The 17405-nt window shown below is 52.8% G+C and carries 10 protein-coding genes; 9 read left to right on the plus strand and 1 reads right to left on the minus strand.

Annotated elements, in window-relative coordinates:
- Positions 1 to 3: 3 nt before the first annotated feature.
- Positions 4 to 342 (minus strand): L,D-transpeptidase, encoded by a 339-nt coding sequence (locus P0X86_RS10000; RefSeq protein ID WP_036671045.1) that lies wholly within the window; start codon positions 340 to 342, stop codon positions 4 to 6.
- Between the two features lie 183 nt (positions 343 to 525).
- Here P0X86_RS10000 and P0X86_RS10005 point away from each other — a divergent pair, with 183 nt between their 5' ends.
- From P0X86_RS10005 to P0X86_RS10045, 9 genes are all read left to right on the plus strand, one after another.
- On the plus strand, positions 526 to 2349 hold the full coding sequence (locus tag P0X86_RS10005) for a sensor histidine kinase (protein WP_277748399.1): 1824 nt from the start codon (positions 526 to 528) through the stop codon (positions 2347 to 2349).
- Positions 2342 to 3853 (plus strand): response regulator transcription factor, encoded by a 1512-nt coding sequence (locus tag P0X86_RS10010; RefSeq protein ID WP_277748400.1) that lies wholly within the window; start codon positions 2342 to 2344, stop codon positions 3851 to 3853. The genes P0X86_RS10005 and P0X86_RS10010 overlap by 8 nt, the downstream gene beginning before the upstream one ends.
- Before the next feature lie 127 nt (positions 3854 to 3980).
- Positions 3981 to 5459, plus strand: coding sequence for an ABC transporter substrate-binding protein (locus P0X86_RS10015; protein WP_015734274.1), 1479 nt, complete (start codon positions 3981 to 3983; stop codon positions 5457 to 5459).
- A 140-nt stretch (positions 5460 to 5599) separates the two neighbouring features.
- Positions 5600 to 6529: an ABC transporter permease gene (locus P0X86_RS10020; RefSeq protein WP_175320733.1), complete on the plus strand. Its 930-nt coding sequence runs from the start codon at positions 5600 to 5602 to the stop codon at positions 6527 to 6529.
- 52 nt (positions 6530 to 6581) lie between these two features.
- Positions 6582 to 7478 carry a carbohydrate ABC transporter permease gene (locus P0X86_RS10025; protein ID WP_036666173.1) on the plus strand — a complete coding sequence of 299 codons (897 nt, stop codon included), beginning with the start codon at positions 6582 to 6584 and terminating at the stop codon, positions 7476 to 7478.
- A 26-nt stretch (positions 7479 to 7504) separates the two neighbouring features.
- Positions 7505 to 9802 (plus strand): glycoside hydrolase family 3 N-terminal domain-containing protein, encoded by a 2298-nt coding sequence (locus tag P0X86_RS10030; protein ID WP_277748401.1) that lies wholly within the window; start codon positions 7505 to 7507, stop codon positions 9800 to 9802.
- Between the two features lie 3 nt (positions 9803 to 9805).
- Positions 9806 to 12919 carry an alpha-mannosidase gene (locus P0X86_RS10035; RefSeq protein WP_277748402.1) on the plus strand — a complete coding sequence of 1038 codons (3114 nt, stop codon included), beginning with the start codon at positions 9806 to 9808 and terminating at the stop codon, positions 12917 to 12919.
- Positions 12920 to 12940: 21 nt separating this feature from the next.
- A complete protein-coding gene (locus P0X86_RS10040; RefSeq protein WP_015734277.1) occupies positions 12941 to 14260 on the plus strand; it encodes a glycoside hydrolase family 125 protein in 1320 nt (439 codons plus the stop codon).
- Positions 14257 to 17397 (plus strand): alpha-amylase family protein, encoded by a 3141-nt coding sequence (locus P0X86_RS10045; protein WP_277748403.1) that lies wholly within the window; start codon positions 14257 to 14259, stop codon positions 17395 to 17397. The genes P0X86_RS10040 and P0X86_RS10045 overlap by 4 nt, the downstream gene beginning before the upstream one ends.
- Positions 17398 to 17405: the final 8 nt, after the last annotated feature.

Consider the following 17405-nt stretch of genomic DNA (forward strand, 5'->3'; position numbering starts at 1 on the left):
TTATTAGTTTCGTATGGTGACCCTGGTATGGATGGGCACGAGGGAAGCAAGCTCCACCACGTCCTCGTTATACATCCGAATGCAGCCATGGGAAACGGAGCGGCCGATGGATGAAGGGTCATTCGTGCCATGGATGCCGTAGTGGGGTTTGGACAACCCTAACCAGTAAGCCCCGAAAGGACCGCCGGGATTCGGTTGTTTGTTGACGATGGTGTAATTGCCGGGCGGCGATTGCGTAGCCATTTTGCCGATGGCAACCGGGAACGTGCGTACCACGATGTTGCCGTCGAGCAGGTGCAGCTGAAAGTCGGACAAATCGACAATAATGCGGTATTGAGGCATGATCATCCATCTCCTTCAAGATTCATGCTATGAAACAGGGGGGAGATTGGCCCCAAAATGGTCTAAAATAGGCAAATTACACCTTCATAACTTGGTAGAAATTTCATCCGTTGAGGACGGTTGGCCGATGTTATATTTAATATGTTAAGCAGTTACAACGTTTACACCAGGAAGGGGAAGCCGATGTCTCCCGCAAGGCTATATCTAAAATATATTAAAAATAATATGTTTACCAAAATGCTGCTGTTAATCGCCCTGATTGCGGTAGTTACCATCGTCACCTTATCGTTTCTTATGTATTACTTCTTGTTTCAATCGGCCGTCCGCAGCGAGCTGGACATCCAGCGGAGCGCGGTGGAGCGGGTGGAACGACACCTGAATCAAAAATACGAGAATGCCCAGTCCTATGTGAACGACTTATACCGCAACAGTTCTTTGGGCATTGACACCTCCTATTTCCTCATGAACTCGTTCAACGAGTATATGGCCAAGCGAATGAATCGGATCGCGGGCGGGGGGCAGTCCAATTCGGACAGCGTAGTCGCTTATTTCAAGCAGAGGCTTGACGATGATCCGGATATAGAGAACATCATGCTGTACAGCGCGGAGAAGCAGTATGTCTACGTGTACAAGCAGGGCAGCATGACAAGGCTGTATCAGGCGAATGCCACGCATTCCTACATTCCCGACGTGATGGCGCTCGAAAGCCAGAGCGTCACATTGCCGAATCTATGGATACGCAAGCTGGCCGGAGACGTGACATTGCCGTTGTTCTCGATCCGAAGCCCGATTAATGATATGACCACTTACAAAAATCTGGGACAGCTGCTTATTTTGTATCGAACGGAAGCGCTGGATGCCGTGCTGAACAACAGCGACGATTCCCTGAAGGGCTCCGTTCTGGTGTTGTCGGGCGACGGCCGCGTGATGTTTGACTCCTCCGGCAAATATTACGGCGAGAAGTATCCGTATGCCGACCAGCTGCTGAATTCCAAGGAAACCGTGACCCTCGATGAGGAATCCTATATTACAACGGCAGCCCATAATCAGGCAGGCTATACGGTGGTGGGCATCACGCCCAAGCGCGAAATCGCGGAATCGTTCCATGGCTTGCAGAGCACCATTATCATTGCGGCCCTGCTATGCATCGTGATTGCGGTGTCCATCCCTTCCCTGATGATCGTCAATTACTCCAGAAGGACCGATAACATTATTCGTTTTATGCGCAAGGTCGAGAAGGGAGAGTTCGTGGCCCGGATGCAGGATACCAAGGACGATCAGCTGGGGCAAATCGCAGGCAGCTTCAATGAAATGCTGGATGAGCTTTCCCGTTACATCGATAAGGTGTATAAAGCGGAGATTAACCAGAAGAACGCGGAGCTGTCTGCGCTGCAGGCTAGAATCAACCCGCATTTTTTATACAACACGCTCGAAGTGATTCGAATGAGGGCTCTCTCGCAGGGGGCGCAGGACGTCGGCGATATGATCTACAGCTTGTCGATGCTCTTCAAGAATATCGTTCAGCATAAGTCCCACTACACGCTGAAGGATGAGCTGGAGGCGTGCAGGCTTTATCTGGAGCTGTTTCGCATTCGCTATAAGGACAAGTATATTTACAAAATGCACTGCGACGATCAAATCAAGCATGTGCCGATGATCAAAATGTCGCTGCAGCCGCTGATTGAGAATTATATCGTTCATGGCCTTCGCAGCGATCAGGACGATAACTGGCTGACCGTCAACGCGACGCAGGAGGATGACGAGGTCCATATCGAGATCAAGGACAACGGGAAAGGGATCCCGCCGCAGCGGCTCGAGGACATCAAATCCCGGCTGGATGTGGCCGAGTCGAGCGGAGAATCGTTTGGTCTGCGGAGCGTGAATGAGCGATTAAAGCTGACATATGGAAGTTCGTACGGAATGGACATCCAGAGCGAGCCGGCTAACGGAACGACGGTGACAGTGAAATTTCCGGTGACAGAGAGGAAGCTGAATAACGATGTATAAGGTATTTATCGTGGACGATGAGCCGTTCATTATAGAGGGATTGGTTGATGTCGTGGATTGGTCGAAGTATGGCATCGAGGTGGTCGGTCATGCGGAGAACGGCCGTCAGGCACTGGAGATGATGGCGGTCGTTCCGGTCGACATTCTTATAACGGATATATCGATGCCCGTGATGACGGGGCTTGAACTGATCGAGGGCGCACGCAAATTAAACCGTAATCTGAAGGTGATTATCCTGAGCGGTTTCGACGACTTTGCCTATTTGAAGGAAGGCATGCGGCTCGGGATCGAGAATTATCTGCTCAAGCCGATCAACCTCAAGGAACTGGAAGAAACGATTGCAAGCACAACGGATAAAATGAACAAATCCAGAAGGGAAATGAGACTGGACGAGTATGACATCAATATTTTGCGGAGCAACATCCTGTATCGCTGGATCACCGACCGGATCGAGCCGGAGGAGCTGGAGGAGCGGGCGACCCTTCTGGGGTTGAATCTCAATTTGCCCTATGTTATGGCATCTATCCTGAGAGCGGACTTCACGCCGCTGGAGAACTGCCTGTATCAATTAATGGACCAGGAGCCGGGCGTTCTGTATTTCCGGGACAACGACGGCGATCATGTGGTCATCTTCATGATGAAAGATCCGGATACGGAAAAAGCGAGGGCAATCCGCCTGCTGCAGCAGGTGCGGGAGCAGTGCTATGAAGAAGAGCTGAGCATTTCGCTCGGCAGCGTGGAGAGCCTCGGCGGGAATTACAAGGACAGTTATCTCCATGCCAAGGAAGCCCAGGAATACTATCTGGTTCTGGAGCAGCCCTCCTACGTGGATTATGTTGATGTTCAGGCCAAAAAGGGAGAAGCGGCGGAATCCTATTCGGTACAGTGGCCCGATTATGCCAAAGGCATCGCCGGAAGGGACAAGCAGGTGCTGTTCGATCTGATCGACAGCGATTTTGACCGGCTTCGCCACACCCAGGGAATGAACCCGACGACCTTGAAGAGCATCGCGGTCGAAATGGTCATTCGCCTGAAACTGGAGCTGAACGATATCCAGTATACGGCCGCCCCTGATTTCGTGAAAAACACCATTACCGATATTATGGATTCCGTATCGATCGACGATCTGATCAAAGCGGTGAAGGATGGGGTTGGCGGGCTGGTCGATTCGCTCAACAATGACGTGAAGAGCCCTGTCATCCAGCAGATTCTGAATCATATCCAGCACCATTACAACGAGGATTTGTCGCTGAAGGTGCTGGGAGCTAACTATCATATCCATCCGGTCTATCTGGGTCATCTGTTCCATAAAGAGACGGGAGAAAACTTCACGGAGTACATTAACCGGTACCGGATTGAGCGGGCCAAGGAGCTGCTTCGGAACTCTTCGACAAAAGTGCAGGATATCGCAAAAAATGTCGGTTATTGGGAAACCGGTTATTTCTATAAACAGTTCAAAAAATTCGTCGGCGTATCGCCGAGGGATTTTAGAGGAATGCTCTGATTGATAGAATCAGAGTTTTTTTCTTTATTTTCACCATAATACCTTTAATTTTTCGCCTATGTGAAACTGCTTTCATGGGATAACCTTATATGTGTAGAGACACAAGGATTCAAAAGGGAGGATAAACATGAGTAAATCGAAAAAGAAATGGCTCCTGCCGCTAACGCTTTTATTGTCCGCGTCCATGCTGTTGTCTGCATGCGGAGGCAATAAAGAAGAGAGTGCAGGAAACGGCGGGGGAACTGCCGAGAAACCGGTTGAGCTGATCTGGTACACCATCGGAACACCTCAAAAGGATGTTGACAAGGTTGAGGCAGAAATCAATAAATACACTGCTGAGAAGATTGGTGTAACCGTTGACATGAAAATGATCGACTTCGGGGATTACAACCAGAAGATGCAGGTTATGGCAGCTTCCGGCGAACCGATGGATATCCTGTTCACGAGCTCATGGGCGTTCGATTATGTGCAGAACGCACGTAAAGGCGCATTCATGGAATTGGACGAGCTGATCGAAAGCCATGGAAAAGGCATTAAAGAAGCAATCGATCCGGCGTTCCTGGAAGGTTCCAAGGTTGACGGACACAACTATGCGATTCCGGCCAACAAAGAACTTCCTGCTCAAGAAGCATGGCGCTTTAACAAAACATTGCTCGATAAATACAATCTCGATATTTCGAACGTAAAATCGATGGAAAGCTTGGAGCCGCTGCTTAAAACGATCAAGGAAAACGAACCGAACGTCGTTCCTTTGGCCATCAGCAAAGACTTCGGACCATTGCTTCCATTTGACTACATCATCGAAAAAATGCCAATGGCCGTATACCTGGACGACAAGGAAGAACTGAAAGTCGTGAACTTCCTCGAAATGCCGGAAACGATGGACATGCTTAAGTTGATGAACAAGTACTACAAAGCGGGATACATCTCCCCAGAAGCTGCAACAACAACTTCGACGCAAGATCTGATGACATCCGGCAACTGGTTCACGGACCGTGCGGCTACACAGCCATTCGCGGACAACCTGTGGAGCCAAAGCTACGGCTATCCTGTCGTATCTACTCCTGCCGGCGATGCAAACATCTTTAACTGGTCGGTTATGGGTTCGATGCAAGCGATTTCCGCAAACTCGAAATACCCTGAGAAAGCAATGGAGTTCCTGAACCTGCTGAACACCGACGTATATCTTCGTAACTTGGTTGACTCCGGTATCGAAGGCGTGCACTACAAGAAGCTTAGCGAGAACGTAATGGAAAACTTGCCAGAATCGAAAAACTACGACATGCCTACTTTTGCGCTCGGCAATGTCATGCTGACTTACTTGAATCCTGAAGATCCTGAGAACAAATGGGAAGAGTTCAAGAAGTTTAACGAGTCCGGCCAGCCTGCTCCGCTTCTCGGTTTCAACTTCGATCCAACCAAAGTATCCACAGAACTCGCTGCTGTCAACAACGTAAAAGAAGAGTTCTGGGCGCCGCTGATGACAGGTACCGTCAATCCTGAAGAGTTCCTGCCAAAAGCGAATGAAAAGCTGAAAGCTGCTGGTCTGGATAAGATCATCGCTGAAGCACAAAGCCAAATTGATGCTTGGAAAGCAAGCAAGTAATAACAATGCATGAAGCGGCCTGCCTGCCTTAAGGGGCAGCAGATGCCGCTGCAGCATGAACAAGGACGGGGCGGCGGATGTTCACCGCCCTTCTTTTGTTCATTTCATGCACATCACGAGGAGGGGTAAGCGTGAGAGCAATCGGACAGTTTTTCAAAAATATTATGACGAATAAGGCCATGCTGTTCATGGTTTTGCCGGGGACCCTGTGGTTTCTCTTATTCTCATATTTGCCCATGTTCGGGACCATTATTGCATTTAAGGAATACCGCTTTAGCCGAGACGGGTTCTGGGCAAGTATCGTTAATAGTGAATGGGTAGGATTCCAGAACTTTAAATTCCTGTTCAGTACCAACGATGCTTACATCATTACGCGCAACACCGTTCTTTATAATTTCGTGTTCATCATATTAGGTCTCATTCTATCCGTAGCGCTGGCTATCGTATTGTCTGAAATCGTGAACAAGAAATTGGCGAAAGTCTATCAAACCGGCATGTTTCTGCCGTACTTCCTGTCCTGGGTTATCGTAGGTTACTTCGCATTCAGTTTCCTGAGCATGGACAAAGGGATGCTGAATCAGATTCTGGGCTGGTTCGGCATGGAGCCGGTTCAGTGGTATTCCGAAGCCAAGTATTGGCCGATATTCCTGACGTTGATCAGTTTGTGGAAATCCGTAGGTTATAACAGCGTCGTCTACCTGGCGGCGATCATGGGGATCGACAAATCCTTGTACGAGGCGGCGATGATTGACGGAGCGAACAAATGGCAGCAGATTAAAGCCATCACGCTTCCGATGCTGAAACCGCTGATGACCATTTTGACTCTTCTTGCGATCGGTAAAATCTTCTACGCTGACTTTGGTCTCTTCTATCAAGTGCCAAGGGATTCGGGAACCTTGTATTCCGTAACGAACGTCATTGATACCTATGTATATCGCGGTCTGAAAACAACGGGCGAGATCGGCATGAGTACTGCTGCGGGTCTGTACCAGTCGGTTGTCGGATTTATCCTGGTTATGGTATCCAACTATATCGTTCGTAAATACGACAAGGATAACGCATTGTTCTAATCGATCAATCATCAAGAAGGGGGTATGTGATGTGTTCAAATCGAAAAGCAAGATGAAAGATTTCCATCAGCTTTCATCCGGGTGGAATGTCGTATTCAACCTGATTGCCGGTATTTTCTCGTTCCTGTGTGTATTTCCGTTCCTGTTCGTTATGATCATCTCATTTACAGACGAAGGCTCACTGGCCCGAAACGGATACCAAATCTGGCCGGAGAAATGGAGTCTTGAAGCTTACAAGTACGTATTCCAGACAGGCGACACGCTTCTTCGTTCTTACGGCGTAACGATCTTCGTCACGGTCGTAGGTACGCTGCTCAGTCTGTTTATCATTTCGCTTTATGCTTATGCCATCTCCCGCAAAGGGTTCAGATACCGGAACTTCTTCTCGTTCTTCGCATTTTTCACGATGCTGTTCAACGGGGGCCTGGTGCCGACTTATATCGTAGCAACGCAATTGCTAGGCCTGAAAGATTCCATCTGGGCTTTGATTCTGCCTTTGGCGCTCAATGCCTTCTATATCATGATTCTGCGTACGTTCTACAGCACCAGCGTGCCGGACGCCATCATCGAATCCGGTAAAATCGACGGTGCGAGCGAGTTTAAGATTTTCTACAAGCTGGTATTGCCGCTATCCCTGCCGGGTCTGGCTACCATCGGTTTATTCAGCACACTTGGGTATTGGAACGATTGGTTCAACGCATTGCTCTACATCGACGATCCGAACCTGGTTCCGCTGCAATCCATGCTCATGCGGATCGAAACCAGCATGCAGTTCATCCTGCAGAACTCGCAGAACTCATCCCTTAGCATGGCCGCTCTTCAGAGCATGCCGCAGGATACTTCGCGGATGGCGATGGTCGTTCTGGCAACCGGACCGATTATTCTGGCATATCCGTTCTTCCAGCGCTACTTCATTCAAGGTCTGACCATCGGCGCGGTTAAAGAATAAATTCTTCAAGTACCGGAGGGTATAAGATGACTTATAAAGATCCCCGTAAACCCATTGCGGAAAGAGTGGAACATCTGCTTGGCCTGATGAACCTGGAGGAAAAGGTGGGGCAGTTGATCCAGCCGTTCGGCTGGAAGACCTATGAGGTGAATGAAGGTCAGATTACATTAACGGATTCATTTAAAGAGCAAGTTAAAAATGGCGGCGTCGGATCCCTTTACGGGACCCTTCGCGCCGATCCATGGACCGGTGTAACACTTGAGACCGGTCTTTCTCCGCGTGAAGGAGCGGAAGCCGTCAATCACATCCAGCGGTACGCCGTTGAGCAGTCTCGACTTGGCATTCCGATCCTGATCGGGGAAGAATGCTCGCATGGTCACATGGCCATCGGCGGCACGGTCTTTCCGGTGCCGTTGTCCATCGGGAGCACGTGGAACGTGGATTTATACCGCGACATGTGCCGAGCCGTCGCGCTGGAAACACGCAGCCAGGGCGGCGCGGTCACCTATTCGCCGGTGCTCGACGTCGTGCGCGATCCAAGATGGGGGCGTACCGAGGAATGCTTCGGTGAAGACCCGTACCTGATCAGCGAATATGCGGTCGCATCGGTGGAAGGCCTTCAGGGCGAGTCTCTGGACAGCCCGAGCAGCGTTGCGGCGACCTTGAAGCATTTCGTTGGCTATGGCAGCTCGGAAGGCGGGAGAAATGCCGGACCCGTGCACATGGGCACGCGTGAGCTGATGGAAGTGGACATGCTGCCGTTCAAGAAGGCCGTGGAAGCGGGAGCGGCCTCCATTATGCCCGCCTATAACGAGATTGACGGCGTGCCATGCACCGTCAATACGGAGCTGCTTGACGGCATTCTCCGCAAGGAGTGGGGTTTTGACGGCATGGTAATCACCGACTGCGGCGCCATCGATATGCTGGCCAGCGGCCATGATACCGCCGAAGACGGAATGGATGCCGCTGTGCAGGCCATCCGCGCCGGCATCGATATGGAGATGTCTGGCGAGATGTTCGGCAAGCATCTGCAGAAGGCTGTCGAGTCGAACAAGCTGGAGGTCTCCGTATTGGACGAGGCCGTACGCCGTGTATTGACGTTGAAATTCAAGCTCGGATTGTTCGAGAATCCTTACGTGGATCCCCAGACAGCCGAGAACGTGATCGGCAGCGAGCAGCATGTCGGACTTGCCAGGCAGCTTGCGGCCGAAGGCATCGTTCTCCTTAAGAACGAAGCAAAGGCTCTGCCGTTATCCAAGGAAGGCGGCGTGATTGCCGTCATTGGACCTAATGCCGATCAGGGATACAATCAGCTTGGAGACTACACCTCTCCTCAGCCGCCGGCAGCCGTGACCACCGTGCTTGGCGGAATCCGCGCGAAACTGGGAGAAGATGCGCAGCGCGTATTGTACGCTCCGGGATGCCGCATTAAGGACGACTCCAGGGAGGGCTTTGAATTCGCATTGACTTGTGCGAAACAGGCCGATACCGTGGTTATGGTGCTTGGCGGTTCCAGCGCCCGCGATTTTGGCGAAGGCACGATTGATTTGCGCACAGGGGCCTCGAAGGTCACGGACGATGCTTTAAGCGACATGGATTGCGGCGAAGGCATTGACCGGATGACGCTGCAGCTATCCGGCGTTCAATTGGAATTGGCGCAGGAGATCCATAAGCTTGGCAAGCGGATGATCGTGGTGTACATCAACGGCCGTCCGATCGCGGAGCCGTGGATCGACGAGCATGCCGATGCGATTCTGGAAGCATGGTATCCTGGACAGGAAGGCGGACATGCGGTAGCGGACATTTTGTTCGGGGACGTGAATCCGTCCGGCAAGCTGACCATGTCGATACCGAAGCATGTCGGGCAGCTGCCGGTTTACTATAACGGCAAGCGGTCGCGCGGTAAGCGTTACCTTGAAGAGGATTCCCAGCCGCGTTATCCGTTCGGATACGGGCTTAGCTATACCGAATTCAGTTATTCGGATATTCAAATGACTCCGGAAGTGATCGGAACGGACGGTACGGCGGTTGTTTCCGTGAACGTTACAAATAGCGGTGACTGTGAAGGGTCCGAGGTTGTACAATTATACGTAAGCGATGCCGCCAGCAAATATACGAGACCCGCCCGTGAACTGAAGGGCTTCCAGAAAATTTCCCTGCAGCCCGGAGAGCGGCGCAAGGTGGAATTCACTATCGGTCCGGAACAGCTTCAATATATCGGTCAAGATTACCGGCAGGTGGTTGAACCCGGGCTGTTCCGTGTTATGCTAGGCAGGCATGTGAACGATACGCTTAGTGCAGATCTGACCGTACAGGAGGATTAATCAATGGAACGTATTCGACGCTTTATACGCGAACTGTCGGAGCGGCAGTGGCTCGAATCGACGGAGCTTCGAGATTGGGACATTACCCGGTCCGCTTACATGGTTCCGGGCGTGTACGAAGAGACGGCCCCTTATCCGGAGGGGCAGAACTTCAACAGGTTTCCGAGCACGCAGGGGACAACCTATTTCTTTCGGAGGAATCTTGAGTTACCCCCGCAATGGGCAGATGGAGCGATCGGGCTCGTGTTTCAATCCGGGGGCGAGGGGCTGCTGCGCATTAATGGCGCGTCTTATCAGGGATTGGACCGGAATCATACTTTCGTTACGCTGGATCCGAAGCGGATCGGAATGAACATGGAGTTGGAGATCGAATTGTTCGATCCGATTCCGGAGCCGGTCGACCCGCTGAATCAGCAGGCTGTCATTCAGCCACCGATTACCCGCGTACAAAGTTTGCTTGTCCTCGTAAACGTGCCTGTCCAGAGCCTGATGTACACCGCTACCGTGATCCGGGATTCGCTTATCCTGCTGCCGGATACGGATATGCGGCGCATCCGCATGATGGAGGCGCTGTATCAGGCCATGGATCGCTTCGTAGGCTTGAATGACGCTGCCATTCGGGATGGTGCCGAGGTAACCGCGATTGAGCATGATCTGAAACAGTCGGTCGCAGCCATAGGCGGCCATGCCGAAGGCACCGAGCATATGGTGGGCCAGTCCCATATCGACATCGCCTGGCTGTGGCCCGTTCGGGAAACCGTACGAAAAACAAGCCGCACCTTCTCCACGATGGATGCGCTGATGAACGAATATCCCGAATTCAAGTACGCGCAGAGTCAGCCGCTGCTGTACCAATTCCTGAAGGATCACGATCCCGAGCTGTACGAGAGAGTGAAAGCCAGAATCAAGGAAGGGCGCTGGGAGCTGGTCGGCGGGATGTGGGTCGAACCGGACCTGAACATTCCGAGCGGGGAATCCCTCATGCGTCAAATGCTGTACGGGCAGCGCTTCTATCAAGAAGAGTTCGGCCTGACATCGCAAATCGAATGGCTGCCGGATACGTTCGGATACTGTGCATCCCTGCCTCAAATCTTGAAGCATGGCGGCATTCGTTATTTCATGACAACCAAGCTTGGCTGGAACGATACGAATGTGTTCCCATACGATCTATTCCATTGGGTCGGGATCGATGGAACGCCGATGCTCTCCTATCTGAACCATGGCGTGAACGAGAACACGCTGCCGAAGGACGTTCACGAGCATTGGCAGTCGTACCGTCAAAAGGCCGTTCATCCGGAGCAGATGCTGCTGTATGGACACGGCGACGGCGGCGGAGGCGTAACTCGCGAGATGCTGGAATACATCAACCGGGCCGAGCTGATGGTCGGTCAGCCTGCCAGCAAGTACAGCACGGCTGCCGAGTTTTTTGACGGGATCGACGCGGCTCAGCCGAAACTGCCGAAATGGCGCGGGGATTTATACCTGGAGCTTCATCGCGGCACCTATACGACGCATGCACGAAACAAGCGCCATAACCGGAAAGCGGAAATCCTGTTCCGCGAGGCGGAGCTATGGAACTCGGTGGCTTTCCCGTCGATGGACAACGAGAAGAAGCAGGGCATCGTCAGCGAGCTGCATGACGGCTGGAAGCTGATTTTGCTGAATCAATTCCACGATATTATTCCGGGTTCTGCGATAACGGAATCTTACGTGACCTCCGAGAAGGAATACGCAGAGGTATTCCAAAAAGGAAATCGTAGCCTGGATCTCGGGCTTCAGGTATTGGCGGACCAGGCCGATACAGAAGGGGAAGGCGTTCCGTATGTTATCTTCAACGGACTTGGATGGAGAAGGGACGCCGTCATCCCGCTAGAAGCAGAGCATGGTCTTACACCGTACGATTCGGATGGCGCGCCGCTGCCATTCGATGCCTTATCCGGAGAGAACGGCGAAACCTCGCAGCGCTTGAACGTTCATGTTCAAGGCATCCCGGCTTTGGGATACACGACCATCTGGTTGAAGCCTTCGGTAGGAAACGGAAAGGCAGCGGAGAAGTCTACTACAGTGTTCGCAGATTCTTGGGAAACGGATTTCTATAAGGTCAGCTTTAACGAGCGCGGCGAAATCACGAGCCTGTGGGATAAAGAAGCACATCGGGAAGTAATCAAGCCGGGCGAAGCCGCGAATCGTTTCCACTTCTTCCATGACCGTCCGACGCTGTGGGATGCGTGGGATATCGATACCCGCTACGAGGAGCAACCCGCCGGCGATGCCGAGCTGATCGAGAAGAAGCTGGTGTCTGCGGGCGAAGTCCAGGATGTGCTGCGTTTCCGCTGGCGCATTCATCAGTCGGAGATCACGCAGGATATGATTTTTTATCATCATGACCGACGGATCGACTTCAAGACGTTTGTCAGCTGGAACGAATCGCATAAATTGTTGAAAGTCGGTTTCCCGATCGGCGTCGTTGCCGAGAAGGCCACCTACGAGATTCCGTTCGGAACCATTGAGAGACCGACCCATCGCAATACGAGCTGGGAGCAGGCGCAGTATGAAGTCTGCGGACACCGCTTCGCGGATGTGTCGGAGCATGGATACGGCGTCAGCCTGATCAACGACTGCAAATACGGATATGACGTTCAGGACAGCACGATCCGGCTGTCGCTGCTGCGCGCGCCGAAATGGCCGGATGTCACGGCGGATTTGGGAGAGCATGAGTTCACGTATTCCCTCTATCCGCATAACGGAGACTGGAGAAGCGCCGGAATCGTCCGCAAAGCAGCCGAGCTTAATCATGATCTGCCATGGGTGAGAACAGGTTCGAAGAAGGGTTCGCAGCCTGCCGTGCATTCGTTTATTCCGTTCGAGAGCGATCACGTTATCCTGGATACCGTTAAGCCGGCAGAAGACGGCACGGGGTACGTCCTTCGGATGTATGAGTCCGCGGGCGGCCGGGATGCGGCAACTGTGAGCTGGCCTTATCCTTGCGAAAGGGTCCATCTATCCAACGCCTTGGAAGAAGAACTCGAACAACTGGATATCGCGGAAGGAAGGTTAACCCTTCAATTCCTGCCGTACGAGATCAAAACCATCAAATTGACCACACAACATACTTAGTCAAAGGAGCCAGAACAAATCATGGAACAATTCAGACTCCCCAAAATACCAATGCCGGAGCTAGAGCTGCCGCAATCCATTCAGGCGGTTTTGCAAGAGGCCGAAGAAAAGCTGGCGCACCGTCCCAAGCTGCTTCAGCTGTTCAAGAACACGTTCCCGAACACGCTGGAAACGACCACCAAATTGATGGAGGATGGCACGACGTTTGTGATCACCGGCGATATTCCGGCCATGTGGCTGCGCGATTCGGTAGAGCAAGTGATCCATTACATTCCGTTTGCCAAGAACGATCCGCAGCTTCAGCGGATTTTAAGCGGATTGATCAAACGCCATTTTCAATATATTCATATCGATCCTTATGCCAATGCCTTCAATGAATCGGCCAACGACTGGCACTGGAACACGACCGACGAAACGGACATGTCGCCATGGGTATGGGAGCGCAAATTCGAAATCGATTCGCTGTGCTTCTCCGTTCGCCTGGCCTACCTGTACTGGAAGGAAACCGGCCTGACGGATGTGTTCGACGCCAACTTTAAGTCGGCTATGATCAAAATCATCGAGCTGTTTAAAACCGAACAGCACCATTTCGAGAAATCGCCTTACCGTTTCACGCGGGATAACGGAATTCCAACCGACTCCTTGCGCAACAACGGTCTCGGCATGCCTGTGAATTATACGGGCATGATCTGGTCGGGCTTCCGTTCAAGCGACGATGCCTGTGATTTCCACTACAACATTCCGGGGAACATGTTTGCCGTTGTGGCCCTTCGTCAAATGCAGGAATTCGCGGAATGGGTGTTCCGTGACATGAAACTGCTGGATGAACTGAAACGACTTGAAGCCGACGTGGATCACGGAATTCAGTTGTACGGCATCTATCGTCATCCGGAGTTCGGTCCGATCTACGCCTATGAAACGGACGGTTACGGAAATTACTGCCTGATGGATGATGCGGGCACTCCAGGATTGATGTCCATTCCTTATCTGGGATATTGCTCAGCAGACGATCCTATCTACCAGAACACCAGACGGTTCGCGCTCAGCAAAGAAAATCCTTTCTACTACGAGGGGACCGTTGCCAAAGGCATCGGCAGTCCGCACACGCCGCCGGATTATATCTGGCATATGGCCTTGTCGATGCAGGGGATTACGGCGCAGACGGCAGAAGAGAAGCTGGAGATGATTGCGCTGCTGGAAGCGACCGATGCCGATACCGGCTTCATGCATGAAGGGTTCCATGCCGACGATCCGAAAGTCTTCACCAGATCGTGGTTTGCCTGGTCCAACAGCCTGTTCTCGCAATTGGTGTATCAGGCGATGAAAGCAGGGATTCTATGAGCGGGCGCTTGATTGTATTCTATGATCCGTCCTTTCCGGCAGCAGAAGCTGCCGGTTTGCCGGCTAGCGCCGCGGCTCTGAATGCATTCGATGCGGTGTGCGGCGCCGAGGACCTCGCTGAAGCGCTGGCATCTTCAGGCGGACAAGGTGCAAGCTTTGTCAATTTGCATGCGCCTTATTTTCCGAAATCCGCCTGGAGAGCGATTCTGGACTTTCTGAGAAACGGCGGCGGCTTGGTCAGCGTTGGCGGCGCACCCTTCAAGCGTCCTGTCCGCAAAGAGGACGGCGCTTGGGTGGTGGAGCACGAACAGACGGCGTATCACCAGCAGCTTCATATTCATGAGGTGCTGCCTGTGGACAGCGGGCGTGTCGATCATTTGATTGCAAGCGACGTTATACCGCTGATGGAGGGCAGCCGGGAACGGTTAACCGTCAGCGATACGTGGAATTTGGTTCCGCATGTCACCAAGAGCAGTGATCTGCCTCATCAAATGGGATCGGCCGGGCCGATGGATACCCGGATTTACCCGCTCCTTAAGGGAAGCACGGCGAACGGGAGAGAGGTCGCCGCTCCGGTTGTTTTATGGGAAAATGTCGGCGGACCTTTCTTGGGCGGACGCTGGCTGTTTGTGAATCAGCCACTCACCGCTTCCTTCTGGGAACAGGATGGAGGAGCAGAGGTACACCGCTGGGCGGCATTCTGCGCGAAGGGGATTACCGAGCTGTGGATCAAGCCGAATTATGCGACCTACGAGTCCGGCGAGCGCGCGATTCTGACCCTGCAGGCCCAAAGGCTTGGCCGGAACCTGCCGGTTCATGAGCCGCAGAGCTGGACGTTCCGCATCTCTGTCAAGCGAGACGGGGATGAATCTTCCGAATGGAATCACACCGTTACCGTCGACGTGACCGGGCAATTTCATGTACAGCGCATCCCGGTTGCGCTCGATATCAAGCCGGGAGCTTATCGCGTGGTGTGCGAAGCCGAAGCGCCGGACGGAGAAATCCGCAGGCTGAGACAAGGCTTCTGGGGAGCCGATCCGCAGCTGCTGCAAGCAGGCTCGCCCGTAACCTGCAACCGGGATTACTTCATCAAGGACGGCCGTCCGCTGCCGGTTGTCGGCATGACGTACATGACGTCCGATGTCGCGCGTAAATTCCTGTTCCTTCCGAATACGGATGTATGGGATCGCGATATGGCGCAAATGCGGGGTGCCGGCATCAACTGGATCCGCACCGGCATTTGGACCGCTTATCGCAATATTATGCAGGTGGACGGGCATGCATCCGAGGAGGTTATGCGTTCGATTGACGCCTTCCTGTTAACGGCGAAGAAGCATGATCTGCAGGTAACGTTTACCTTCTTCTCCTTCACGCCGGAGACATGGGAAGGCCAGAATCCTTACCTCGATCCGCGAAGCGTGGAAGCGCAGAAGCGTTTCATACGTTCCATCGTGACAAGGCACAAAGACACGAAGAATGTGGACTGGGACCTGATCAACGAGCCTTCCATGTTCGATCCGCCGCAAATTTTCTCGGACGGTCCGCGTTCGGCGAAGGATCCGTTCGAGCGGCAGGCTTATGTCGATTGGCTGAAGAAGCGTCACGGCTCGATTGAGCGTTTACAGGAACGCTGGAACATGACAACCGATCAGCTGCCGGGTTTTGACTCCGTGGTACCTCCGGAGCCTCAAGCCATAAATTTTGACGTTCAAGACATGCACCAGGGGAAAAAGGGCGGGCAATGGCTCGATTATGTATTGTTCTCCATGGATATGCATAACCGCTGGGCCAAGGAATTATATGAAGATATCAAAGCGGTGTGCCCGGATCATATGGTGACCGTCGGACAAGACGAGGCGCTTGGCGCACAGCGTCCATCCCCGTTCTTTTATGCCGAAGCCGTGGACTATACGACGGTTCACTCCTGGTGGTTCAACGACTATTTGATCTGGGACGGCATCTTTGCCAAAACCCCGGATAAACCGAACCTGATTCAGGAAACGGGCATTATGTACGTGGAAACACCGGACGGCCGGGCGAAGCGGAGCGAAGCCGAGCTTCGGAACCTGCTGGAGCGCAAGTATGCTTACGCTTTCTCTACCGGTGGCGCAGGAGCCATTCATTGGATCTGGAACACGAACTTCTACATGGATAATGCCAATGAATCGCATATCGGAGCTGTCCGCGCCGATGGCACGGAGAAACCGGAAGCGGACGTATCCTATGATTTCGGCGCCTTCATGGAAGGCATCCGGGATTTGTTTGCAGGCCGGAAGCTTGAAGAGACCGCGGTCATCTTCCCTTATTCCAACGATTTCTCCAACCGGAAGCTTGCGTTTGAAGCGACGACGAAGGCGACGCGCGCGCTTGCTTACGAGCTGAACGTGCCGTTCCGTGCCGTTGGGGAATATGATTTAAGCTCGCTGCGCAGCAATCCGGCAAAATTCATCATTCTGCCGAGCGCCCACAATGTGGATGACCAGGCGTTTGCCGAATTGATAACGATCGTGGAGGAAACGGGAGCCACGCTGCTCCTGACCGGTCCGATCGGTCTGGATGCTTACTGGCATCCGGTTGATCGCATGACCGCAGAGCTGGGCGAGCGCAAGCTGGCAAATGTGCGCCGGGAAGAAAGCTTGCGCTTAGGGGACCGTGCATGGCCCGTTTCATATGGGCACCGCAAGATTGCCGAGCTGAGCAAAGAAATTCCGGCAGGCAGCGGGGCTAAACCGGCAGACGCAGCCGGCGACTCGATCGTGGACGTGAAGCTTGGGGCAGGACGTCTGCTCTGGAGCCCGCTTCCGGTAGAACTGAACGACCGGATCGACGCCATTTCGGCTTTGTACCGGCACGCATTGGAGCTGTCCGCAGCCGACACGGGGCTGATTTGGAATCAAGGCGGAGAACATTCGGGCGTATACGGACGCAAAGTAACGTTTGAAGAAGGAGCGCTCTTCGTCTTCGGCTCAGAGCAATCGTGGGATGCGAACGTCGAGGTGAAGGATCCTTCAACCGGCCTTACCTATTCATTCGTGCTTGAGGCGGATCGCTCGGTCTTGTTCGCAGTGGATGCGAGCGGCGACCTGTTATCGGTGTACCGTCCGGATGAAGTCGAAATCACCGTATCGAAAGGCTAACATAAGGG

The organism is Paenibacillus sp. BR1-192 (genome assembly GCF_029542445.1).
GTDB classification, from domain to species: Bacteria; Bacillota; Bacilli; order Paenibacillales; family Paenibacillaceae; genus Paenibacillus_AQ; species Paenibacillus_AQ lautus_A.